We start from the raw sequence: 22571 nt of genomic DNA on the forward strand, positions 1-22571 counted from the left end.
ACGCATCGATATCGGCTGGGACCGGCCAGTGAGTGTACTTGAGGTGGCGAAACTCATGGGAGTAAGCGCCGGGAAGCCGATCAAGGTGCGCGCAATTCCTTCAGCCATCACCCGCGCCGTAGGCGTTATCGCCGGACCTTTCAAGCCGATAGTCCAGGACATGACAGCTATGTTCGGCTGGTTCGATACCGGCCGGTATGTCGCGAACCCCCGCCGACAGGAGCAGCTGTTCGGGCCCCCGCCGACGGCCGAGGCTGCCATCGCCCGCCTTACCAACGAATTGGTCAAGCAAGACCGCTGACGCGCGGCCCGCTAAGACTAACCTCCGTTGTGGCCGCGCTAGGGTCGAGTGCATGGCCGTGTCCTTCAGTGGTGTTGGTGAACTACCGGTTCGCGATCCGGTGACAGGGCCGCACGGTCTAGTCCCGATCCGCTGGTACTACCCAGCAGTCGCGAGTCCGGAGGTTGCACCGGTCCCGACGATCGTTTGGGTACATGGTGGAGGATTCTTTGCTGGCGGTCTTAATCAACCTGAAGCACACAATGTCGCCTTGGCACTTGCTCAACGAGGGCTTCCGGTCCTAACGGTTGACTACCGTCTTGCCCCGCTTCCCGGCTTGCCTTGGACAAGAAGAGCTGGAGGGCGGCCCCGAGGTCGAGTTCCCCTCCCGGTCGAAGACGTACTTGCAGCGTTTCAAAGTGTCAGCAGCCAGTCCCCAGGAGGCGTGGTCCTCGGCGGTGCAAGCGCCGGTGCATGCCTTGCATCCGCAGCTGCACTCAAGGCCGTCGACATGAATTTGGCCCCAAGAGGCGTCATCATTGCCTACGGCTTCTTCCACTCGTCGCACCCTCGTTCGCGCAAGATCCAGCGGCGGATACATGACCACCGGCGGCTGACACACTCCCGCTGGCTCCTAAACACCGTGAACCGTAACTATGCCGGCTCACGGGTTGCGCTAACTGATCGCTACGCGTTCCCGGGCGGCCACGACCTCCGCGGGTTTCCCCCGACCCTGATGATCAATGCCGACCGCGACGCCATGCGCGCATCCGGTGACCGGTTCGCGACCGAGCTTCTAAGGGCCGGAATCGACGTCAAACAGCACACTCCACCCCGAAACCGTCACGGGTTCCTGAACAGGCCACACCTGGACGCCTTCCCAACAGCGATTGACGTCATGGCATCGTGGTCTCTGACGCGGTGAACTCCGCCCCGCTCTCTGGGCAGAGCCAGCTAGTGCTTGGAAAGTAAGAGGGAATACCTCAGGTAGATCCTGAGCCCCTCCCTGCCGTAATTGGACAGACGTACGGGATTGCCGTCGAAAGTACTGTAGCAACGACATCACGGGGCGTTCCACAACCAAGGTAGTGAGCTGCACGGCGGTAGGCTTGTCCTAAATACTTTATGAGGGGGATCCACCATGACTGAGCAACCGAAAACCGGCGGCGACGATACACCGAATGGCTACCGGCCGCCATCGTACATTCCCTCCGATGGCTCCGACGTCCCACCGCCGCCGGCCCCTCCGGCCGGGCAGCAGTCCGAGCAGCCCAAGTTCGAACAGCCGGACTCTTCAGGCTCCCACGCCTATGGGCAAACGCCGTATGGCCAATCGCAGCACGACCAACCGACCTACGGCCAACCGGCGTATGGCCAGCCGGCGAATCAGTACGGACAAACCCCAAGCCCCTACCCGCAGCCTTACGGACAGCAGTATGGTCAGGCGCCCGGCCCCTACGGGCAGCCCTATGGCCAACCCGGCTACTACGGAGCGCCGGAGCCCAAGGGCCTGAGTATCGCCAGCCTGTGCTGCGGCATCTCGATTTATATTGGCTTTGGCTTCATTATCCTGCCCCAGATTGCAGCGGTGGTCCTCGGCCACATGGCGCTCAAAAAGGAACCTGCGGGCAAGGGGATGGCTATCGCCGGACTGGTGATGGGCTACGTGGGCATCGCCTTGACGGTTGTCTTCCTCATCTTCTTCTTCGCAATTTTCGCTAACCTGGCCAACGAATATTCGGAGCAAACCTTCTAAGCGATCAGAAGATGGACAGGCCTGTCCTGGTGGTGAATTCGTCCAGGGCGGCCATGCCGGCTACTGAGTTGCCTGAGCGTCCCAGCCCCGGGCTCCACACACAAACGGTGCAGTTGTTGGGTACCACGGCAATAATGCCGCCGCCCACCCCGCTCTTTCCTGGCAGCCCCACGCGGTAGGCGAATTCGCCGGCGGCATCGTAGGTTCCGCAGGTGAGCATGACGGCGTTGATCCGCTTGGTCTGAGGCGGCGACAGCAGAGCGGTTCCGTCGCCACGCATGCCGTTGGAGGCAAGGAACCTGCTGGCCAGGGCCAGATCGGTGCAGCTCATGGCCAGCGAGCACTGGCTGATGTAGGCCTCGAGGACATCGTCCACCGGGTTGTCGAGGTTGCCGCAGCTCGCCAGGAAGTGCGCCAGTGACTTGTTCCGGTTGCTGTGCCGGGCTTCTGAATCGGCGACGACGGCGTCAACCTCCAGTGCGTCGTTGCCGCTTTCCTGCCGCAAGAGATCGCGGACGGCGGTTGACGGGTTCTCCGAGATGCTCAGGAGCCGGTCCGTGACGACGAGTGCACCGGCGTTGATAAACGGGTTGCGCGGAATCCCGTCCTCGTGCTCAAGCTGGACCAGCGAGTTGAACGGATTACCGGATGGCTCCCGGAATACCCGCTTCCAGATCCTGTCCCCGTCGTCGGCAAGCACCAGCGCGAGGGCGAACACCTTCGAGATGCTCTGGATGGAAAAGGCCATCTCGGAATCCCCGGAAGCAAAAACTTCCCCTTCTCTGGTGGCAACGGAAATTCCGAAATGGTCCGCACCCACGGCACCCAGTTCAGGGATATAGCCGGCTACTTCACCCTGTCCAAGGTGAGGCTTGATGGTCCCGACGATGTCGTCGAGGAGGTTCTGCATGTCCATAACCGATGGTTCTCTACTTCTACGATGTGGTGTTGGGGGAGGCGATGCTGGGGGATGGTGTGTTGGCGGGCGCAGGCCGGTGTTCTGATTCCCAAAGCCGGATCTGCAGGTGGGCCAGGAGCCGTTGACCGGAATCCTGGAGATCAATTCCGGCCACTTCGCAGGAACGCCGGAGCCTGTAGTGGACGGTGTTGCGGTGGACCTTCAGCTGTTCCGCGCACAGATTCACATCGCCAAAGGACTCAAGGTATGCCAGCAGTGTGGAGGCGAACCCGGGATGGCGTTCGCACAATACGGTGATGCCCTTATGGCGGAGCCGGTCGCGGGAGCCGATGAGGTCCAGCAGCTCATTGACCAGGACAGTGGTTTCCACTTCGCTGAACGAAGCCACGCGCATGGAAGGCGTCTCCTTGAGCACCTTCAGGACGTTGCGGACGTGTTCAACAGATGTGTGCAGCCGGTCCAGTTGCTCCACGACAGGTCCAACGGCGGCCTGGACCTGCAGATCCAGGTGGGCCCGGGCGTCCCGCACAATCACGTTAGCCAGGCGGGTGATCGCAGCCGGGGACTTCACGGGATCCAGGTCGGGAAGGATGACTGCCGTTTCCAGGCCAAGCGCGCCAACCACAGCACCCGGACGGTAGGCGGCGGCATGGATTGAGATCAGGTTGGCCAATTCGCCCCGCTGCAACTGCAGGCCGGGAGGAGTTTGCTGCAGGCTTCCGGACGATACCAGCACCAGGGCGGCAGGCCTGGAGGGATCAAGCCCTGCCGACTGCGCCTGCGAATGGATCTGCGCCGTCCCGCTCAGCAGGCTGGATACCCTGTCCTGGCGCATGGATTGGGATTGTTCATTGCGGTGGCGCACCAGTTCAATGGCGGCATGCCGGGCCGATCCCACGAGGATCCGGTCCGTGTTCGGGGCGAGCCGCTCTGCCCCTTCCTGCAGCCAGATGTACCCGAGCACGCGCCGTCCGGCGTGAATGCCGATGGCCACGCGTTCCCTGAGCCCCTCGTCAGGATTGGCCGGGATGTGAATGGGCGCCTCTCCGGCCTGGAGATGTTTATAGACTCCCGATTCCTTCAGGAGCTTCTGGTACCGCTCGGGACCGCGGCGGGCCAGGATGGACAAGCGGCGGAGTTCATCGACGTCGTTTGACGCGGGGGAGTAGGCGAGCACGCGGTTCGCGGGATCCTCGATGACCACGTGGCCGTGCGTCAGCGTCGCCGTCGTCTGGGCAATCCCGAAAAGGTCCCGCTGCATCAGGGTGGAAGTGTCGCCGGAAGGCAACGATTCACGGATGCGGTCTGTCGCGATGCTTTCGAGATGGTTCCAGCGCGCTGAAAGGGCGACGGCGACCAGTCCGATTCCGGTGGGACGCAGGACTTCCCGGACTGCGGCGAGCTCGGCTTCCGTTCCCTTGATGGCAATGGCCACTGGCCTGTCGCCGATCAGCGCCCGGACTGCGGGCAGGGCCGCGCGTCCCCTCGCTCCCACCAGCAGCACGAACGCCCCGCGCTGGACGGAGTCATGGTCTTCGGAATCGGTGATGACCGCATCCTGGACAGTCTCGTTGTCTGCGGCGGGGGCAAGCAGCAGTTGGGCGTTGTCGATGCCGATGTCTTCGAGGACATCGCTGAGTGCCACCCGCGGCAGCTCTCCGCTGAGTTCCTCAGTTCTCACCCCGGCACCCCGACCCTTTCTGATTGTTTGGGCAACATGCCACACAGGCACGGCTCTTTGCGGCGACAGCCACAGCCAAGTACGCTACTCGCCCGATGACGACAGAAATTTAGCTGGAGGCACAAATTCATCCTTGCGTTCTTGGCCCAGCAACCAACATAAAACTATCCCCCCGGACCTAGAGTTGGATACACCACCACCCCGGCAACGTCGCCGGGATCGTGCGGAATACTGACCAGAAAGCATGAGAACTAAACGAAATGATTGACGACGGCGTCTCTCCCACCACTGTGGCTGGAACGGAAATAGGCACACCGAGCCGGGCGTGGCGTGTTCGTGCCGATGCGTGGGATTTTCTGGGGTACGCCATGAAGCAACTGGCTTCCGCCGCAGCAGGAGCGCAAGCCGCAGGAACAACCGGCCCGAATGGAAAATCTGCGGCGAAAGGATCGGGCAGCCAAAGCGGGCTGGAGGACCAGACCCGCCGGGCGCTCGTCCTGCTGGAGGCTATTGAGCTGTACTGGGCCTTCCCCGGCTTGCCGATGCTGGCGAGGCTTCGCAGAATCATTGCCGCCGGTGAATATGGCGAGGCTTTCGACCTGATCGAGGGCGTCAGAAGCCGCATTGGCCGAACCCGTCCGACTTCTGAACAGGCCAGGCAAACCGCTGATCCGGCCGACGGCGGGGAAGGCGAACCCGTTGAGGGCCGCCAGGACGCTCCGGAACGGCCCAAGTTCGAGGTCCTGGTGGTCGATGACCTCACTGTCGAAGAAGCAGAAACCCTCAAGAGTGAAATGCTTGCGCAACGGCGCCCGGCAGATGCGTTCAGCTATGAGGTCAACGTGGTGCCATCCTTCGAGGACGCCCTTGTGGCCGTGCTGCTGAACCCTGACATCCAGGCCTGCATCCTGCGCCCCGGCTTCACCATCAGGGGCGGGCGGAGGCTCGGTAGTGATCTGAAGAGTTTCCTCGCACGCCACATCGACGACGGTTTGGAAGCGCTGCGGCCCATCGACCGGATCCTCCGGCTGGCGGAGGGAATGGCTGCGCTTCGGCCTGAACTGGATGTGTACCTGGTTGCCGGCGTCGCTATTGAGGGCCTCGCAGGCTCACTCACCCGGCCGTTCAAGAGGATCTTCCGCCGGGAAGACCGCCTGGACCTGCATCTATCGCTGCTGGCCGGTGTCGCGGAGCGTTACGAGACACCCTTTTTCACTGCTCTCCAGGAATACAGCCGCCGGCCCGCGAGTGTGTTCCACGCACTCCCTATCTCGCGTGGAGGCTCGGTGGGAAACTCACCCTGGATCCGGGACATGGCTGACTTCTACGGGCTGAATCTGCTGTTGGCCGAGACGTCAGCCACGTCCGGCGGCCTCGATTCCCTGCTGGACCCCCATGGTTCCATCAAAAAAGCTCAGGAGTTGGCGGCGCGGGCGTTCGGTGCTGAGCAGACATTCTTCGTCACCAACGGCACGTCCACGGCCAATAAGATTGTGCACCAGGCAATCGTCGCTCCCGGGGACATCGTCCTGGTTGACCGCAACTGCCACAAGTCCCACCACTATGCGCTGATGCTGTCCGGTGCGCAGGTCGCCTACCTGGACGCGTATCCGCTGGACCGCTACTCCTTTTATGGTGCCGTTCCGCTGGCCAGTATCAAGAAGATGCTCCTGGACTATCGACGGGCGGGGCGGCTGGACGACGTCAAAATGGTCACCCTGACCAACTGCACTTTCGATGGGATTGTGTACGACGTCGAGCGGGTCATGGAGGAGTGCCTGGCCATTAAGCCGGACCTCGTCTTCCTCTGGGACGAGGCCTGGTTCGCGTTTGCTGCCTTCCACCCGGTGTACCGGCGCCGGACTGCAATGGCAGCAGCGCGGAAACTGGAAACCGAGTTCCGGAACCCGGATTACGTTCTCCGTTACGCCGAGCAGGCTGAACTTCTTTGGGATCCGGAAACCGGCGCCCCCGCGGACGACGAGGTATGGCTTAACACCCGGCTTATCCCGGATCCGTCAAAGGCGCGGCTCCGCATCTACGCAACGCAGTCCACCCACAAGACCCTTACGTCCCTGCGCCAAGGATCCATGGTCCACGTGTTTGACCAGGACTTCGAATACCTCAACGGAGAGGCGTTCCGGGAGGCTTACATGACGCACACCTCCACCTCCCCGAACTATCAGATCCTGGCGTCGTTGGACATCGGCCGGCGGCAGGTGGAGCTTGAAGGCTTCGCGCTAGTGCAGAAGCAGGCGGACCTGGCTGTCAGTATTGCGCAGGCAGTGGCCAGGAACCCGCTGCTGAAGAAGTACTTCCGCGTGCTCGGCGCCAGCGAACTCATCCCGGAGGAATACCGCGAAACGAGCACCTCGATGCCCCTCAGTAAGGGCCTGTCCGTACTGGATGAGGCCTGGCGGCGCGACGAGTTCGTGGTTGACCCCAGCCGGCTGACCCTGGACATCGGCCTCACCGGGATCGACGGCGACACGTTCAAGCACGAGTACCTGATGGATAAGTACGGCATCCAGGTCAATAAGACCTCGCGCAACAGCGTCCTCTTTATGACCAATATCGGAACCTCACGAAGCGCCGTGGCCTACCTCGTGGAAGTCCTCGTAAAGCTCGCTGAATCCTTTGATGCGGAGCAAAGGACGCTGGGGCCACGGGGGCTGAAGGCGCGCGACGCCCGCGTTCGGGCGCTCAGAAGCGATCCGGGGAGCCAGCGCGGGAGCCTTCCGGAAGGCGGTCCGGTGTGTGCTCCCATTGCCCTTCCCGACTTCAGCAGGTTTGCGGACAGGTTCAGGGCGGACAACAGCAACCCCGATGGGAACCTGAGGGCGGCCTACTTTGAGACTTACAAGACGGGTGCCACCGAGTACCTTGAGCCAGCCGAACTCTCCCGGCGGGTAGCCGGGGGCGAGGAAGTCATTTCCGCAGGATTCGTCACGCCCTACCCTCCGGGCTTCCCCATTCTGGTTCCCGGCCAGGTCATCACGATGGATGCACTGGACTTCATGGCCGCCCTTGACACCCGGGAGGTCCACGGCTATGACCCGGAATTGGGCTTCCGGGTGTTTGCCGAACCCAAGGGAAGCATCAGGACCGAGGCGCTGCGGGACGAGTCCCTTCCAGCAGCCAGCTGACTCCGCGCCTGAGGAGTTCCTGGTGTTCGGGGGAGTCAAACGAGGCGGCATCGTGGCCGAGGGCGTCATAGAACGTGCGGCCGCCGCGCTCATACGACCAAACGAGGGGATGCAGTGTCCCCTCGTGCTCGTGCCTGGCGTGCACTGTGATGCCAGGCAAGGTGCTCAGCCAGCTGTAGCGCTCATCCAGCACCTCGAAATCGGGGATGCCTGCGGCAAGTGGTCCTGACTGAATATCCATCAGCACCTGGGCTGGACCATAGTCGGGATGCATCGTAGTGCCCCGGAGCCAGCTTCCGCCAAGCGTCTCCTCCCAGACCGGGGAGTCCACAAAGCTTGTGGAACTGACATGGAAGGCAAGCAGCGGGCGTCCGCAAACGGCCCACGCCTCAAGCCCACGGGTCGCTGCAGGCGTTCCTGGCGAAGTTCCGCCGTCGCGCGGTTGGCCCACGTTGACCACCAGAAGGTCCGGAAGCGGCTGCGATTTGCCCAGACCCTCCAAGGCGGTGTCGACGTCGTCCGCCATCTTCACCTGAAGGCCAGCCTCGCGCAGTAGTGAAGCGATAGCTGCGGAGGTCTCCGGGAACGGGTGCCAGGGGTCGGAGTATCGTCCGGTTCCGCTGAGCAGCAGGGCGGTTGGTTCAGTCACAGGGAGTCCTCCAGGGCTCGGGCGGAAGAGCGCGGTCCACCGAGGGAGGAATCGCGCACAATGAGATCGGGGTTTAGTTGAACACGATGGACGGGACGCTTTGGCCCTTCGGAAATGCGGGCGGTGATCAGCTGAACTGCGAGTCGTCCAACATATTGCTTGGGCGGCCGCACCGCTGAAATGGCGGGTTCGGCAAGGTAGGCCACTTCGTCGTCGTAGCCCACCACTGCCATGCTTCCGGGAACATCCACGCCACGGTCCACGCAATGCTGGACGAAAGCGACCGCCTGGGTGTCGGAGTGGACCAGCATGGCGGTCGTGTCGGTTTCCCGGCACAGCTGCAGGATGCGGTCGAAATGCTCGGCGCGGTCGCTGGTAGGGACGTGCGCCGAATCCTCGTTGACGGACTGGGCAGCCGGGATCCGCAGGGCGCCAAGGGCCTGGAGCCAGCCCCGCACCACGTGCGCGCTCGTGGGACTGTTCGAATCGGTCATGCAGCCGATTTTCCGGTGCCCCTCCTGCCACAAATGCCGTGTTGCCATGCCTGCGCCGAAGGCATGATCCGTGGCCACCCATTCCAGGCGGTGTGCAGGTATCTCGATGGGGGACCGCCGTTCTGCCAGCACCACGGGGATGGGTAGCGAATTGAGCCAGCGCAGCAATTCCCGGCCGGCCTCCCCGGTGGTGTCCGGTGCGACGATGAGACCGTTGATGTTCTGCGTGGTGAGCAGCGCCTGGACCTGCTGGCGGTTGTCGGCGGCATCGTACGTGGAGCCGCGGACCAGGATCTTGGCCTGCCGCTCGTCGGCTTCAGCCCGGGCACCGCTGATTACCTGGGGCCAGTAGTAGTCCAGGGACGGCACCACCATGCCGATGGAGTAGCGGTTAGTCTGCTGCCGCGTCATCGACGCCGTGCGGTCCAGGGGACTCGGGAGCGTGGCGCCGCCATGGACGCGCGAAACCAGTCCTTCGACGGCCAGCAGGTTCACGTCGCGGCGTATTGTCAGCTCACTGACGCCCAGCTCGGCCGCGATGGCACGCACCGTGATGGAGCCGTGGGCCCGGAGTTCGTCCATGAGTTTTTCACGGCGCTGGAGCGAAAAGAGCGACTTCCCGGCCGGTTCCGCACCCTGCTCCGGGCCTTGGCGTGACGTCATGGTGTTGCCTCCATTGTCAGGGTAAATGAACCGGCTGACCGCTGATGCACGGGCATCCTGAAGCGCAGGCGGGTCAGCCGGGCACCCCATACGGAGGCCAGCAGCGGATCGTCCAGCTGCCACTCGTCCACCAGGACGACGGCGGCGGGCAGGTCCCAGCGCAGGATTCCACCGCGACTGGTGCTATTCGCGTGGACGGCCGGAATGCCGTGGGGAAGGACAGTCGCCGTGCCTTGCGGGCCGAGACTGACGGTTCCTGACAGGAGAAAGTGGATGTCGACGTCGTCCGTTCCTTCTGTTGCGAACGCACGGGAGGCGGAGGACGCAAACGCATCCGCCGCCGGCAGGTCCCAGGTGTCCTCGATGCGAACACGCGAGCCGGGGCGATCAAGGGAAACCGTCCGCGTCCACCGTGAACCACTATCCAGGCCATAGGCGCGGGCCAGTTCCAGGACGAGCCGCGGATCCTCCGGAGTTGGTGCCTGCTTTACGTCGGCCCCGAATTCTGCACCTGCACCCTGTTCCAGGCCGAAGGGAGCCGGAACGTTGTGCCAGCCGCTTTGCATGGCGCGGATTTGGTAGCGATCAGGGCCGAAAGTCTGGGCCGTATAAGTTGGTTGACCGGCGTCAACCAGTAACGGAACCCCGTCCACCGCCACAGTGACAGAGCCGACGTCCTTGTGGTTGTGGTTCTCTCCGTTGTGCCCGCCCTTCGCTGTGACAAGGAGTCCTTTGGTGGTCCCGGGAGTCTGGCGCGCAACCATGATCTGGACCGACGGCAGGTAGGTGAAGGCCGTCAGCGGGGGAGCGGTGGGTGAATTGTCCGGGGGTGCAACATCGCCTTCGAGCAGGGCGTGCAGTGTCCTTCCCAGCCCGAAAGCCGCGTCCGGCGCCGCCGCTGCCATGGCCTCGGCATGCCTGGCCGACTTCTCGTCCCCGAGCCTCAGTGCCCACTTGCGGACCATGTTCCAGGGAAGGTTGCTTTCGGCCAGCGCACGGCCGTCCGCAACATTAAGGAACCACTTCTGCCCAATGTGCATCCGATGCGGAAAGGCAACCAGGGCCCGCACCACCGGAAGGTCAGCCGCGAGGGCGCCGGCGGTGGCCTCCTCCAGCAGCGCCAGGGCCTCGAGCGCCCGGCCTGCGCCGTTCCACCAGTAGGAAAATCCTTCGTCAATGGCGCCGTCTGCGGGGATGACGGCAAGGAAACGGTCAAGGCCCTCGATGCATCTGGCCACGGTTTTCGCCTGCAGTTCACTGTCGTCGACGAGGAAAAGGGCCGCCGTCAGGATGTTGGAGTGGATCCAGGGGTTCCAGTTGTGGACGTGGCCGTCGAGTCCCAGCCAGTGCCAGTCATTATCCTCAAGGAACGGGCTGATGATCCTTTCCTGGACTTCCTGCCGAATTCGCCGGCGCAGCCCGGGGGCGCGCCGGTCCAGCGAAGTTACGAGGACATGGTCCAACCAGGCAAGCTGGGCTGCAACTTCGCCGGCGCCCAGATCCAGATAGGGGCGGTCAGGGTCCGGCACCACGTGGCCGAGGCGGGCGTGGACGTCGTCGTGGGCCGCCCAGCACCAGGAGCTCTGCTCGCACAAGAGGAACGCGCCGTCGATCACTTCATCCAGCCATACCTCGGCCTCTGCCCCGGAGTCAGAGGCAGGGGAAGCGGCGCGGGATGCCTGGCCTGAAGTGAGCGATGCCATCACAACGGCACGCGTCAGCCGCTCCTGCCGGGCCCGTACCAGGTCTTCGTATGCGGTGCGGTTGCCGTCCCGGAAGTACCGTGCGTAGTGCGAGACCAAGGGCTGCGGCCAAGGGGTCCGTTTTTCCTTCTCGGCTTCCTGAGCCAGAGACCCCGTGCGGGTGACGGGCACTCCACTCCACCGCGCTTGGTCCTCAACCGGGCGAACACTCATCCTGTCCCGAAAGCCATGGAGGAGGGCAAGCAGGTCGGGTGCTCCCGCCGCCGATCCCCAGGCCTCCGCCAGTGGGCCGCGGAACCGCAAGCCTGAAGCGGAAAGCCTTACAGCAGCATCCGGCGTCGAAAGCTGGCTGGTAGGGCTGCCTGGCATAGTGCCTCCTGCGGCGTAACTTCCTGGGTCAGGTTGTTCGATCATGATCGATTGAGATCGATCATGATTGATTCGATTGAACTTTGTTGCATCTGAGTATCTACTGATTCGCAGTTGTGATGCAACACACGGAAAGCCGGGCAAGGCGGACCGCCCACGTATTTGGAAAGGAGGCCCGAAGAATGACGCGCAAGCCCAAGGCCCTGCTGCTCATGAACCGCGGAACTCTGGATGATCAGTTCGATGCCTCGCGGATGAGCCGCCTTGCGCAACTGGTTCAGCTGGAGGATCCGGCCTGGACGGAGTCGCTGGACGAGCCTGGGCTCAGTGCCCGTTTAGCCGAAGTTGAAATCCTGATCACCAGCTGGGGAGTACCCAAGCTGGATGCTGCCCGGCTGGACAGCATGCCGCTCCTGCGCGCTGTGTTCCACTGCGCCGGCACGGTTCGATCATTTGTGAGCGACGAACTGTGGGACCGGGGCATCCTGGTCACCAACGGGGCGGATGCAAATGCCATTCCCGTCGCTGAATTCACCTTTGCCTCCATCGTGCTGGCTGGAAAGAAGGCGCAGGTCCTCGCCAACGACGCGCGGATAGGCCGCGAAGACTGGTCCTATGCGTCGGCCCGCGGGGAGTTGGGAAACATCGGCCGCACCATCGGCGTTGTCGGATTCTCCCGCATCGGCCGGAGGGTGGTGAAACTCGTCCAGCAGCTTCAGGACGTCACCTGCCTTGTCGCGGATCCCTACGCCGACCCGGTGGCCGTGGCAGCTGCAGGCGGAAAGCTCGTGGAGCTTGACCAGCTCCTCTCCGAGTCGGACATCGTGAGCATCCATGCCCCTGCCTTGCCGCAGACCCGGCACATGATCGGCGCACCGCAACTGGCCCTGCTCCGGGACAACGCCACACTGATCAACACCGCGCGGGGATCCCTCGTGGACACAGCTGCCCTTGAGGCCGCGTGCTCCGACGGCCGGATTCACGCCATCCTCGACGTCACCGAACCCGAACCGCTGCCGGCCGGTTCAGTACTCTACGACCTTCCCAATGTGGTCCTCACCCCGCACATCGCAGGTTCCCTGGGTACGGAAACCCGCAGGATGTCCGATACGGCTCTGGACGAACTTGAACGCTACCTCGCGGGAAAGGACCTGCTCGCAGAGGTATCCGCTGAAGACCTGAGCGTCAGCGCGTAGCAAAAACCATCTACACCTCCAACCATCACGTTCCACCTCCCCCTCGACAAGGAGAAACGCAATGAAGCGCACCACTCTCGCAGCGATTGCCCTGGCTGCCGCTGCAGGACTCGGGCTCACGGGCTGCGCAGGAGCCGCCGGCCCCGCAGAGAAGCCCGCAGCAGAAGGCAAGACCACCCTCAGCGTGTCCGTCTGGAACTATGAGGGCACGCCCGAGTTCAAAGCTTTGTTCGATGCTTACGAGGCCGCCAACCCCAACGTGGACATCGAACCAGTGGACATCCTGGCTGATGACTACCCCCAAAAAGTCACCACCATGCTGGCAGGCGGTGACACCACGGATGTCCTCACGATGAAGAACGTCATCGACTACTCCCGCTACGCCAGCAACGGCCAGCTCCAGGAGATCAACGGCGTCGTAGACAAGCTGGAAAAGGAAAACCTGGCGGGTCTTGACGCCTTCAACGTGGAAGGAAAGTATTTCGCTGCCCCATACCGCCAGGACTTTTGGCTGCTCTACTACAACAAGGACCTGTTCAAGGCAGCGGGACTCGAAGAGCCAAAGAACATCACGTGGGATGAATACGCCGAGCTCGCCAAGAAGCTGACCGGAACGGCCGCGGACGGCAAGAAGGTCTACGGCACCTACCAGCACACCTGGCGCTCCCTGGTCCAGGCCGTTGCGGCCGCCCAGAACGACGGCGACCAGATCGGAGGTGACTATCCCTTCTTCAAGGACCAGTACGAAATGACGCTGGACCTGCAGAAGAGCGGGGCGTTGATGGACTTTGGTACAGCCAAGAGCCAGAAGACCAGTTACCGCACCATGTTTGAGACCGGCCAGACTGCCATGATGCCCATGGGGTCCTGGTACATTTCGAGCTTTGCCGCCGCCCTGAAGGACGGCAAGACCAACGTAAACTGGGGCTTCGCCCAGCTTCCGCAGAAATCAAAGGGCGGGGACATCACCACTTTCGGGTCTCCCACCGCCTTCGCCGTGAACAAGAACGCCCAGCACTCAGACGAAGCAAAGAAGTTCATCGAGTGGGCCGCAGGTGTGGAGGGCGCCAAGGCCATCGCCAAGATCGGCGTGGTTCCGGCCCTGCAGACCGCCGAAATCACCGAGGAGTACTTCAAGCTCAAGGGCCTGCCCTCCGATGAACTGTCCAAGGAGGCCTTCGCCCCGGACACGACCGCCCTTGAGATGCCCGTCAGCGACAAGTCCGCAGCCACGGACAAGATCCTGACCCAGGAGCACGAGCTCATCATGGCCGGTGAACGTTCCGTCGACGACGGCATCGCCGAAATGGGGAAGCGAGTCAAGGACGAAGTCCTTAAGTAAAACCACGCCGGGGGTCGCGCCACACACACGGCCCCCGGTTACGGACCCTGAACGGAGGAACGCCTGGCTGACGCCGGGCCCCATTATGACTACCGAAACACGCCTCCGGGCACCTGCCGTCGGCCCTGATCCCAAGCGAAGGAACAACCTCAATCGAGGGAAGAACCTCAATCGCGGGAACCGGAAACAGGCGCGGCGGAACACACTCATCGGCTGGACCTTCATCCTTCCGAACTTCCTGGGTTTCCTGGCCTTCACCCTCATCCCGGTCCTGGCGGCGTTCGCCTTGGCGTTCATGGAATGGACCTCGTTCTCTGCCCCGAAATGGGTAGGGCTGGAGAACTTCGAACGGATGCTCGGAAGCGATTCGTTCTGGATCGCGCTCCGCAACACCGTCATCTACGCGGTCGGCCACGTCCCGCTGACCCTGGTCCTGGCACTGGGACTTGCCATGCTCCTGAACCGAAAGCTCAAAGGTATCGGCTTCTTCCGGATTGCCATCTTCTTCCCGTACATCACGTCGCTGGTGGCTGTCGCCGTCGTCTGGAACATGCTGTTCAGCCCCACTGATGGCCCTATCAATCAGTTCCTGCAGTTCGTGGGAGTGGCCAACCCGCCAGGCTGGACGTCCAGTTCCGACTGGGCAATGCCCGCCGTCATCATCACCAGCGTGTGGCGGGACATGGGCTACTACATGATCCTTTACTTAGCCGGCCTTCAGGCGATCCCCACGGAGCTTTACGAGGCAGCCGAGGTGGACGGGGCCAGCCCCTGGCAGCGCTTCTGGAACGTTACCGTTCCTTCGCTGCGGCCCACCACGTTCTTTGTGGTGGTGATGCTGACCGTCTCCAGCTTCAAGGTGTTCGACCTCATTGTGGTCATGACCAACGGCGGACCAGGGCGGGCAACAACGGTTCTGTCCCAGCTCATCTACCAGGAAGGAATCGGCGAAGGTAAGTTCGGCTACTCATCGGCTGTCTCCCTCGTCCTCTTCCTCATCGTCCTGACGGTGACGGTATTGCAGTTCAAGATCCAGCAGAGGAGGGAACGCTGATGACCCACCTGACCCAAGACCTCAAGGCTGAGGCAGTAGCGGGCGCAGCAAGCGACGTCTCTGCCCGGGATGAATTCCGCAGGCGGAGTCCGCGGGAGCAAAAGGCACGCACGCTCAACGTCATCGCCTACGCGGTGCTCGTGGTCCTCGTGGCGGCGCTGATGGTTCCCTTTATCTGGATGGTGTCCTCCTCGCTGAAAGAGAACAACCAGGTGTTCACGGTTCCCATCCAGTGGATCCCCGAGGAGTTTGTCTGGAGCAACTATTCGGACATCTGGACGCGGATTCCCATGATGGGGTACCTGCAGAACTCGCTCTACCTGTCCGTGATCATCACCATCCTGCAGGTCCTCACGGGTTCATTGGCGGCCTATGGCTTCTCCAAGGTGCGGTTCCCGGGACGCGACGTGCTGTTCCTCGGCTACATCGGAACCATCGCCGTACCGTGGCAGGCCTACATGGTGCCGCAGTACATCATGATGCAGCAGCTGGGGCTGACCAACAGTTTCAATGCGCTGATCCTGCTGCAGGCGTTCGGCGCATTCGGGGTGTTCCTCATGCGGCAGTACTACATGACCATCCCCGACGAGCTGTGTGAAGCTGCCCGGATCGATGGTTTGAGCGAGTATGGAATCTGGGCGAGGGTCATCCTGCCGCTGTCCAAGCCCGCCCTTGCCAGCCTGGCCCTGCTGACCTTCGTGAACACGTGGAACGACTACATGGGGCCGTTCATCTACCTGACGAGCAACCGGCTGTGGACTGTGCAGTTGGGCCTGCGTTCCTTTGTGGGCCAGTTCGACGCCGAGTTCGCCATGATCATGACCGGTTCAGTGATTTCGGTGGTTCCGATCCTGATCATCTTCCTGGTGGGGCAGCGTTACTTCATCCAGGGAATCGCAACGAGCGGCATGAAGGGATGAGCACAGGGCGCCAGCCCGCCGTGCAGCCGCTGCGGCGGAAGCGGGCGGGACCCGGCTTTGAAACCTTTGGCAGTGTCTTCGGCTTCGTTTACACGTTCCTGGCCGTGAACTTCCTGCTTGCAGCGGCTAACGCGCCTCTCGTGTTTTTCTTGTCCTTTGTGGGTGATCCGGTGGGGGCGTGGCCTTTCTTCCTCGCGCTCGCCGTTACGGTGGGGCCCTCTCTGGCCGGCGCGTTCAGTGCCTTTCATGCTCTGGCCGAGGAGAACGGGCCGGCGGTCAGGCCGGTGGCTGCCTTCCTGAGGGGGTACAAGCAGTCCTTCAGCAGGGCTGCTCCGGTGGGCGTGGCCGCCGTCGTGCTTTTGGGGTTTCTGGTTTTTGACCTGGTGATCCTGCAGTCGATGCCGGGAGCCGCTGTCCTGGTTCCCCTGACTGTGACGGCGGCCGCCCTTGTGGTGTGCGTCAGTGTACTGATGATCGCTGGAATGGTGCTGCTTCCTAAAACCCGGCTCAAAAGCCTCGCCAAGGCTGCGCTCTATCTCACCGTTAAGCGCTGGTACCTCAGTCTGGCGGCGTTGGCGCTGCTGGGTATCATCGCAGCTGCGGCGCTGACTCAGCCGGTTTTGGGAACGGCCCTGGCGCCGGCGCCGCTGCTTTTCGTGGTGTGGAGCAACGCGGCGTTCTCGTTCAAGGCTGCCTTGCAGGAAAGCTGAGCCAGGCGGTTCAGTCTGCCGAGGGCGTTGCTTAAGCTGCCAGCTTGCTGGTGCTGATGGAGAAGAAGTCCTCGCCGTCACGGTCATCCCGGGAGACGTAGGCTGTGAAGTCCGAAAGGGACATAAAGCAGTAGAAGTCGCTGTAACGGTAATTCGCCTTGTCTGCTTTTGTTGCCACCGGAGGGCCTCCGCTTTCAATTTCCGTGGGTTTTCCTGACTGTTGGATTAATCATGCCCCCGCACGTGAGCAGATTTAGGCAGCGTTTCCGCAGGAGTGGGAAAGCCTTTGTGCAGCTTCATCACGGATCCAACAACCAATGCAGATTCCCATCAAGTTCCGGCAAAGTGCAGGTGGGAAGGTGCCATCCGGGACCATGCGCTAGGAGATCTTTACCAGGTTCATCGGGCGCAGATCGGCGTTGGGGAAAGTATCTGAAAGGAGCTTGAACACATTCGGACCTATCTTTGATCCGCGGAGGATGACGTCCCGTACTTGTGGAAGCGTCAGCGCGCATTCTTCAGGTGGTGCCTGAAGCCCGGGGGCCGTTCCAAGGTCAGCTTGCACTAAATCGACATTTGATTCTCGAAGATGTTCTCGCAACAGTCGTGGACAGATTGCTTCTGACTCGCTCAAGAGGTCCACCGTCCCACCATTGGCGAGCACATACCAGGTTTCCAAAAGGGATGCCTCATCACCGGGAGGGGCCAACCCCAGGGCGGTTCTTTCAGACAGGCCGAAGACTGTTTGCGCCTGCAGCATAGAGTCCTCCAGCTGGCCTGCTGTTCTTGACCTGACCGGCGCTTCCGGCCCTCCCATGCTTGCAAAGATCAGGGAGGCCGGCCCTGGCTGCCCTCCTTGCTTCACAAGGCCGGTCGGCCAATACCCTCCGTCGGACGTTAGGACGCCGGCCACCCGCGCCCTGACGACTGACTCGTCCACGGGGAGTGGACCTTGCGTCCCGGATCGAATCATGGCTGAGGCTCCGACAGACCATAGAGCGGCGATGTCAACGATCCCACCTACACCACGTACAGCGTGAACTGCTACCGTGTCCCCTGCCCTCACTCCCTTCAGCTGCAGAACCCTGGCTCTTGCATCGATCATGCTCATTAGGGCTGCATAGGGGTAGTCGTTGCAGCGCCAACGGACCGCCGCCTTGGCAAAGCGCTCGCGGGCCTGCCGCCGGATCGCAGCTACGATCGGATGGATTGAAGGTGGCACCCGCGGCTCAGGAATTGACTAAGGGGATGTTGAGTTCTGCGACGTGCCGCGCGATCAATCCAAGGGAACGTATCCTGTCTTCCAGAACGGGGAGAGGCGTGGAGATCATCAGCTCATCCACGCCAAGCTCGACTGCGAGTCTCTGAAGCCGCAGGGCAACAGAAGCCCCATCGCCGACGATGAGCCGCACGTCGTTGGCCTGCCGCCGGCTCAGTTCTTCCCGGTTCCAGTGCTCGATGCGACTGTCCGAGTAGCTGGGGAACTGCTTGTCCTGTCCCAAGTCTTTCCGGGCCCGCCAAAGCCTCACCGCGTCGGCGAGGCGCTCGGCTTCCGGATTCGTCTCCGCTGCTATGACCCGGACCGCCGCCAAAGGTTCCGGGGCCAGCCGGCGGGAACCCCCAGTGAAACTGGACCGGTATATTTCAAACGCTGCGGGGCCGCTATCGGCATTGAGGAAGTGGGCGTGAGCGTAGCCGGCTCCGAAGGCCGCCGCCAGCGGTGCAGAGCCACGACCCGCCCCCAAAAGCCACAGGTCAATGTCGGATCGTGTCGAAGATCCCGGGACCAGGCCCATTCGTTGGTGCAGGTCCAGCAGCTTGTCGGCGAAGTTATCCGGCCCCCCGCTTCCCGCGCGCCCGATACCGATGTTCACCCTCCCCGGATGCAGGGCGGCCAAAACCTCGAACGCTTCCGCCGTGTGCCTGGTGTCGTGCAGGGCCAGCAGTACCCCTCCGCTGCCCACCTGAAGATCTGCGGTGGCATCCAGGACGGCCATGGCCAGAACGAGGGGAGTGGTCCCGGCGAAACCCGGCGAATCATGGTGCTCGGCGACCCAGAAGCGGTGGAAGCCCGCCTGTTCAGCCGCTTCTGCCAATGCCACTGTTTCCCGGATGGCGGCTGCTCTGGTCTGGCCGGCCGCTACAGGGGACTGGTCAAGTACTGAGAGTCTCATCGGCTGGGAGTAATCGTGCCGGGTTTAGAAGCCGGGACGATCGAATAGTTGGCGAGGAAGACAAGGTTGTGAATTTCCGCTGCTGCAATTGCGCGCAGGGTAGGCAGTTCCGCGGCGGCCTGGGCCGAATCGAAGACGTTCAGAGGCCATTCCCCGACCGTTCCGCCTCGCAGGTGGGGATGATGGAATCCTCTGCCATAGAACGCCTGGATGGTAATTGGCGGAATACCAAAGGCGGCCTGCTCCTTCCATGTCAGTGTCCACGTGCAGGCAAGCCCGTTGTCCTTGGACCGGATGACGCCGGTGCTTTGGAGCGACCCCTCATTCAGAAGAAGTGCTTCGTCAATCTCGTCAAGGGCAAGTCTGGCGTACGGATCCAACAGCTCCACCGCTTCGTGGAAGAGCGCCTCTTTATCCTGCCTGGTGACGGCTTCCCCGTGCGTCATGTCTCTCAGGTCAGCAAAGTGCCGAAGGAGGGCGCCCACATTGTCGGGGTTGGAAACGGCTTTTGGAGTCGGGTGGCTCATCATGCTCCTAGGGGCTGCGTGATTGTTTGCTGGAAAAGGAAAAGCTGGCTTTGGACCCAGCCGTGAACGGGATTTGTCCAGTGGGGTGCAGCGTTCAGGAACTGTCCGTGAAATACCGCAGGATCGGTACAGACACTCACGGGGACGGATGCAGCTTCCAGCAGGGCCGCGAACTGTGCGACATCGTCCCTGACGGGATCAGTGGGGCCTACCAGCAGCGAAGTACGGCACAGACCTTCAAGGCTGTCCATGTGAAAAGGGGAGAGATAGGGCAGGCTCCGAAGGTTATCGTCGGTGCCTGCGTAGTCCTGCCAGGCCTCCATGAGCCTTTCACGCGGCGGAAAGGGCTGGTCAGGGTGACGGTAAGAGCGCGAGTCGCATTCAGGATCCAAGGGAGGGTAGGCCAGAAGCAGCCCGTCAATGGGCAGGCCGTTATCCCGCAGCCAGAACGCGGCTCCGGCAGCCAAGGTTCCGCCGGCACTGTCACCGCCGAGAGCAGTCCGCGTATTGAAGGTCTCCTGCGCCCACCGGACTGCGCCGACTACGTCCATGACGGCCGTGGGGTGGATCCAGTCCGGGGCGAGCCGATAACCGACACTGATGATCCTTGCAGTACCGAGGGCCGCCATGGCCGCACACGCCTCATGCCAGCTTTCGATTGATCCCCGGGTCCAGCTGCCGCCATGAGCCCATACCAGCGTCATCGACGGGCGGGGGACAGACTCGTAGATCCTGAGGCGAATACTTTCTCCGTCCCCTGCCTCAACCTCGGCGTCCATCCACGGCACATCCCGCTTGATCGTTTTTCCCTGCGAGTACCCTGTTGGCCGCCGTTCGGAGATATCTGAGGTCATGACGCCATCTTTCCGAACAATTCGGTGCCGTGCCTGCCCCTGTTCTGCCTATCACTGACAGGGCGTGGATATAGGTGGCCAGTACTGTTGATACTTGCTCAGTGGGACAGTGCAGTTGCCTCAGGGGAGGCTGCCGCACCGTCCCACTTCTCTGTCCGCAGTATCAAGGCCCAGAGCAGCATCAATCGGTTCATACCTTGGGGGTATTTTATGAAAAGCGATTTAGTGGACGAACTGGCATTCAGCAGTCGGCTTGTTCGTGTTGAAGTGTTGCGGGACGCGGTGGACTATCCGGTAACCCGCCGTTCGGTGGTTGTGAATCTGTCCGCATCTGATGCCTGGGGCCAGGGGGCGCTGCCCACAGCCATCCCGCCCTTCAGCTCGACGATTCTGAGTGGGGCACGGGTCACAGGTACCTTGCTGCTCGTGCTGGCTGTCGGGGAGAAGGAGGACGGGGAGAAGTCCGCCAGGGAATTGGGCTGGACTGACTTCTACGGGCCTGCCAAGGACACCCCGGTTTTGCTCCGCTCGTCCCAGGTGGAGGTAGGGGAAGTGGAACTGGATGCGGCTCTGGTCCTGCACCAGCCTGAGCTGCCCAAGGGCACGGAGGCGTTCCGTATCAAGGCAAATCTCTGGTTCAGCCCTGCAGGCACGGACTGCGGCATCCATAACCAGCACGACTTCATCGAGGTACACACCCAGATCTCCGGCCACGGGCGAATGCAGAAATTCCTGGACAAAGACCATGACACTCTCTACGAGGACCAGCTGCTGAGCCCGGGCAACACCAACCCCGTACCTTTCTGCCTTGAGCAGGACGGCTCATACATCTACCCCTGGCACCAGTACCGGGCCGACACCGACTGTGTCTGGTTGGCCTTGGAATACCACCGCATCTAAATCCCAGCTTGCTGGCAGCCGGCGACAACCGGCGGGCTGCCCACACCTATTTTCAGGAGGAGAACCATGAAAACCATCGGAATTGTCTTCGGTACCCGGCCAGAAGCCGTCAAATTTGCCCCCATCATCCATGCTCTTATCCGAGACCCGCGCTTCCGCCCGGTGCTCATTTCCACTGGCCAGCACCGGGAGATGCTGGACAACACCTTGGAGGAGTTCGGGATCACCCCGGACGTGGAGCTGCGGATAATGCGGGATAAGCAGTCGCTGTCCCAGGTCACCCACCGCATCCTCGAGGGGCTCTGCTCAGGAGACCACATGACCGGCCTGGACGCAGTCATGGTCCACGGCGATACCGCAACGACCCTTGCCGGAGCGCTGGCCGCCCTGCACCGCTCCGTGCCGATCATCCATGTTGAAGCAGGGCTGCGCAGCGGAGACAACTACTCCCCGTTCCCCGAGGAGGTTAACCGCAAACTGGTGGCACAAATCGCTTCCCTCCACCTGGCTCCCACGCCGGGTAACAGCGCCAACCTTATCCGTGAAGGAGTTAGGGAGCACTCGATCGTTGTCACCGGCAATACCATCGTGGACGCCCTCACATGGGGCATGAATAACCTCCATGGCTATGGTGTCCCTGAGCTTGAGGACCTCGACTCCGACCCGCGCAAAGTCATCCTGTCCACAACCCACAGGCGTGAAAGTATCGGCCGGCCCATGCGCGAAATCGCCGAATCACTAGCGGAGATCGCTACCCGCGATGACGTCCGTATCGTCGTGCCGCTGCACCTGAACCCCAGGGTCAGGGAAATCATCGTTCCGGTCCTGCGCGGTCTGGACAACGTGGATCTTGTGGACCCGCTGCCGTACCTGAGCTTCTGCCAGCTGCTGCAGAGAAGCGACCTCATTCTTTCCGACAGCTCCGGAGCCGAGGAGGAAGGCCCTGCGCTCGGCAAGCCGACGCTCGTTTTGCGCGACATTACGGAACGCAGCGAATCAATCCTGACCGGGAGCTCCCGGCTCGTCAGTCGGAACCGCGACCAGATCACCGCCGAAGTCGGGCGGCTTCTGGATGACCAGGAGGCCTACATGGAGATGGCGACGGCTATTAACCCGTACGGGGATGGAAGGGCAACTGAACGGACTGTCGCGGCTCTGGCCCACTACTTCAAAGTAGGGCCGGCGGCGATGCCCTTCGTGCCGGGGGCGGAATTCGTCCCGGTGGCGGCTTGAA

General features: G+C 62.3%; 20 protein-coding genes and 1 pseudogene. 11 read left to right on the forward strand and 10 right to left on the reverse strand.

Annotated elements, in window-relative coordinates; all coding sequences use genetic code 11:
* The 3 genes and pseudogenes from RIN13_RS13700 to RIN13_RS13710 form a co-directional block, all read left to right on the forward strand.
* Positions 1-301: pseudogene (locus tag RIN13_RS13700) on the forward strand (SDR family NAD(P)-dependent oxidoreductase); the annotation flags it as partial.
* Positions 302-353: 52 nt separating this feature from the next.
* On the forward strand, positions 354-1205 hold the full coding sequence (locus RIN13_RS13705; protein WP_309107894.1) for an alpha/beta hydrolase fold domain-containing protein: 852 nt from the start codon (positions 354-356) through the stop codon (positions 1203-1205).
* 216 nt (positions 1206-1421) lie between these two features.
* Entirely contained in the window at positions 1422-2036 is a 615-nt protein-coding gene (locus RIN13_RS13710) for a DUF4190 domain-containing protein (protein WP_309107895.1), read from the forward strand.
* A 4-nt stretch (positions 2037-2040) separates the two neighbouring features.
* Here the strand turns inward: RIN13_RS13710 and RIN13_RS13715 are convergent, their stop codons facing one another.
* A complete protein-coding gene (locus RIN13_RS13715; protein WP_309107896.1) occupies positions 2041-2952 on the reverse strand; it encodes a glutaminase in 912 nt (303 codons plus the stop codon).
* Positions 2953-2971: 19 nt separating this feature from the next.
* On the reverse strand, positions 2972-4636 hold the full coding sequence (locus RIN13_RS13720) for a helix-turn-helix domain-containing protein (RefSeq protein ID WP_309107897.1): 1665 nt from the start codon (positions 4634-4636) through the stop codon (positions 2972-2974).
* A gap of 260 nt (positions 4637-4896) precedes the next feature.
* Here RIN13_RS13720 and RIN13_RS13725 point away from each other — a divergent pair, with 260 nt between their 5' ends.
* Positions 4897-7782, forward strand: coding sequence for an aminotransferase class I/II-fold pyridoxal phosphate-dependent enzyme (locus RIN13_RS13725; RefSeq protein ID WP_309107898.1), 2886 nt, complete (start codon positions 4897-4899; stop codon positions 7780-7782).
* Here the strand turns inward: RIN13_RS13725 and RIN13_RS13730 are convergent.
* From RIN13_RS13730 to RIN13_RS13740, 3 genes are read right to left on the reverse strand one after another with little or no spacing between them, the layout of a single operon-like run.
* A complete protein-coding gene (locus RIN13_RS13730; RefSeq protein WP_309107899.1) occupies positions 7736-8431 on the reverse strand; it encodes a ThuA domain-containing protein in 696 nt (231 codons plus the stop codon). The two genes, RIN13_RS13725 and RIN13_RS13730, sit on opposite strands and share 47 nt — an antisense overlap.
* The gene (locus RIN13_RS13735; protein ID WP_309107900.1) at positions 8428-9588 is read right to left on the reverse strand and encodes a substrate-binding domain-containing protein; all 1161 of its coding nucleotides are present in this window, start codon (positions 9586-9588) and stop codon (positions 8428-8430) included. Before RIN13_RS13735 ends, RIN13_RS13730 begins: the two co-directional genes overlap by 4 nt.
* Complete coding sequence (locus tag RIN13_RS13740) at positions 9585-11660, reverse strand: heparinase II/III family protein (RefSeq protein WP_309107901.1); 2076 nt, start codon at positions 11658-11660, stop codon at positions 9585-9587. Before RIN13_RS13740 ends, RIN13_RS13735 begins: the two co-directional genes overlap by 4 nt.
* A 182-nt stretch (positions 11661-11842) precedes the next feature.
* Between RIN13_RS13740 and RIN13_RS13745 the strand changes: the two genes are divergently transcribed.
* The 5 genes from RIN13_RS13745 to RIN13_RS13765 all read left to right on the forward strand — a co-directional run bounded on the left by RIN13_RS13745 (position 11843) and on the right by RIN13_RS13765 (position 16882).
* Positions 11843-12856, forward strand: a complete 1014-nt coding sequence (locus tag RIN13_RS13745; RefSeq protein ID WP_309107902.1) for a hydroxyacid dehydrogenase — start codon at positions 11843-11845, stop codon at positions 12854-12856.
* A 61-nt stretch (positions 12857-12917) separates the two neighbouring features.
* Positions 12918-14198, forward strand: a complete 1281-nt coding sequence (locus RIN13_RS13750) for a sugar ABC transporter substrate-binding protein (RefSeq protein WP_309107903.1) — start codon at positions 12918-12920, stop codon at positions 14196-14198.
* An 85-nt stretch (positions 14199-14283) separates the two neighbouring features.
* Positions 14284-15252, forward strand: coding sequence for a sugar ABC transporter permease (locus RIN13_RS13755; protein ID WP_309107904.1), 969 nt, complete (start codon positions 14284-14286; stop codon positions 15250-15252).
* Positions 15252-16172: a carbohydrate ABC transporter permease gene (locus tag RIN13_RS13760; protein ID WP_309107905.1), complete on the forward strand. Its 921-nt coding sequence runs from the start codon at positions 15252-15254 to the stop codon at positions 16170-16172. Before RIN13_RS13755 ends, RIN13_RS13760 begins: the two co-directional genes overlap by 1 nt.
* Positions 16169-16882 carry a DUF624 domain-containing protein gene (locus RIN13_RS13765; protein WP_309107906.1) on the forward strand — a complete coding sequence of 238 codons (714 nt, stop codon included), beginning with the start codon at positions 16169-16171 and terminating at the stop codon, positions 16880-16882. Before RIN13_RS13760 ends, RIN13_RS13765 begins: the two co-directional genes overlap by 4 nt.
* Positions 16883-16913: 31 nt before the next feature.
* On the opposite strand, the gene RIN13_RS13770 is transcribed toward RIN13_RS13765, so the two are convergent.
* From RIN13_RS13770 to RIN13_RS13790, 5 genes are all read right to left on the reverse strand, one after another.
* Positions 16914-17060 (reverse strand): hypothetical protein, encoded by a 147-nt coding sequence (locus tag RIN13_RS13770; RefSeq protein ID WP_309107907.1) that lies wholly within the window; start codon positions 17058-17060, stop codon positions 16914-16916.
* A 201-nt stretch (positions 17061-17261) separates the two neighbouring features.
* Complete coding sequence (locus RIN13_RS13775; RefSeq protein WP_309107908.1) at positions 17262-17642, reverse strand: hypothetical protein; 381 nt, start codon at positions 17640-17642, stop codon at positions 17262-17264.
* A gap of 469 nt (positions 17643-18111) precedes the next feature.
* Positions 18112-19056 (reverse strand): LLM class flavin-dependent oxidoreductase, encoded by a 945-nt coding sequence (locus RIN13_RS13780; protein WP_309107909.1) that lies wholly within the window; start codon positions 19054-19056, stop codon positions 18112-18114.
* On the reverse strand, positions 19053-19586 hold the full coding sequence (locus RIN13_RS13785) for a hypothetical protein (RefSeq protein ID WP_309107910.1): 534 nt from the start codon (positions 19584-19586) through the stop codon (positions 19053-19055). The genes RIN13_RS13780 and RIN13_RS13785 overlap by 4 nt, the downstream gene beginning before the upstream one ends.
* The gene (locus RIN13_RS13790) at positions 19583-20437 is read right to left on the reverse strand and encodes an alpha/beta hydrolase fold domain-containing protein (RefSeq protein ID WP_309107911.1); all 855 of its coding nucleotides are present in this window, start codon (positions 20435-20437) and stop codon (positions 19583-19585) included. The genes RIN13_RS13785 and RIN13_RS13790 overlap by 4 nt, the downstream gene beginning before the upstream one ends.
* Positions 20438-20647: 210 nt before the next feature.
* On the opposite strand from RIN13_RS13790, the gene RIN13_RS13795 reads away from it, so the two are divergent.
* Together RIN13_RS13795 and wecB are read left to right on the forward strand one after the other, a co-directional pair.
* Positions 20648-21337 (forward strand): hypothetical protein, encoded by a 690-nt coding sequence (locus tag RIN13_RS13795; protein ID WP_309107912.1) that lies wholly within the window; start codon positions 20648-20650, stop codon positions 21335-21337.
* Positions 21338-21403: 66 nt separating this feature from the next.
* Positions 21404-22570 (forward strand): non-hydrolyzing UDP-N-acetylglucosamine 2-epimerase, encoded by a 1167-nt coding sequence (gene wecB / locus RIN13_RS13800; RefSeq protein ID WP_309107913.1) that lies wholly within the window; start codon positions 21404-21406, stop codon positions 22568-22570.
* The last annotated feature ends 1 nt before the right edge of the window (position 22571 follow it).

It is taken from the genome of Arthrobacter sp. (assembly GCF_031179985.1).
In the GTDB taxonomy this organism is placed as follows: Bacteria; Actinomycetota; Actinomycetes; order Actinomycetales; family Micrococcaceae; genus Arthrobacter.

Bases quoted from the DNA above. Each gene is read 5' to 3' on its own strand.
- RIN13_RS13705 (WP_309107894.1), top strand. From the start codon at position 354: ATGGCCGTGTCCTTCAGTGGTGTTGGTGAACTACCGGTTCGCGATCCG.
- RIN13_RS13710 (WP_309107895.1), top strand. From the start codon at position 1,422: ATGACTGAGCAACCGAAAACCGGCGGCGACGATACACCGAATGGCTAC.
- RIN13_RS13715 (WP_309107896.1), bottom strand. From the start codon at position 2,952: ATGGACATGCAGAACCTCCTCGACGACATCGTCGGGACCATCAAGCCT.
- RIN13_RS13725 (WP_309107898.1), top strand. From the start codon at position 4,897: ATGATTGACGACGGCGTCTCTCCCACCACTGTGGCTGGAACGGAAATA.
- RIN13_RS13735 (WP_309107900.1), bottom strand. From the start codon at position 9,588: ATGACGTCACGCCAAGGCCCGGAGCAGGGTGCGGAACCGGCCGGGAAG.
- RIN13_RS13740 (WP_309107901.1), bottom strand. From the start codon at position 11,660: ATGCCAGGCAGCCCTACCAGCCAGCTTTCGACGCCGGATGCTGCTGTA.
- RIN13_RS13745 (WP_309107902.1), top strand. From the start codon at position 11,843: ATGACGCGCAAGCCCAAGGCCCTGCTGCTCATGAACCGCGGAACTCTG.
- RIN13_RS13750 (WP_309107903.1), top strand. From the start codon at position 12,918: ATGAAGCGCACCACTCTCGCAGCGATTGCCCTGGCTGCCGCTGCAGGA.
- RIN13_RS13755 (WP_309107904.1), top strand. From the start codon at position 14,284: ATGACTACCGAAACACGCCTCCGGGCACCTGCCGTCGGCCCTGATCCC.
- RIN13_RS13760 (WP_309107905.1), top strand. From the start codon at position 15,252: ATGACCCACCTGACCCAAGACCTCAAGGCTGAGGCAGTAGCGGGCGCA.
- RIN13_RS13765 (WP_309107906.1), top strand. From the start codon at position 16,169: ATGAGCACAGGGCGCCAGCCCGCCGTGCAGCCGCTGCGGCGGAAGCGG.
- RIN13_RS13775 (WP_309107908.1), bottom strand. From the start codon at position 17,642: ATGCTGCAGGCGCAAACAGTCTTCGGCCTGTCTGAAAGAACCGCCCTG.
- RIN13_RS13780 (WP_309107909.1), bottom strand. From the start codon at position 19,056: ATGAGACTCTCAGTACTTGACCAGTCCCCTGTAGCGGCCGGCCAGACC.
- RIN13_RS13785 (WP_309107910.1), bottom strand. From the start codon at position 19,586: ATGATGAGCCACCCGACTCCAAAAGCCGTTTCCAACCCCGACAATGTG.
- RIN13_RS13790 (WP_309107911.1), bottom strand. From the start codon at position 20,437: ATGACCTCAGATATCTCCGAACGGCGGCCAACAGGGTACTCGCAGGGA.
- RIN13_RS13795 (WP_309107912.1), top strand. From the start codon at position 20,648: ATGAAAAGCGATTTAGTGGACGAACTGGCATTCAGCAGTCGGCTTGTT.
- wecB (WP_309107913.1), top strand. From the start codon at position 21,404: ATGAAAACCATCGGAATTGTCTTCGGTACCCGGCCAGAAGCCGTCAAA.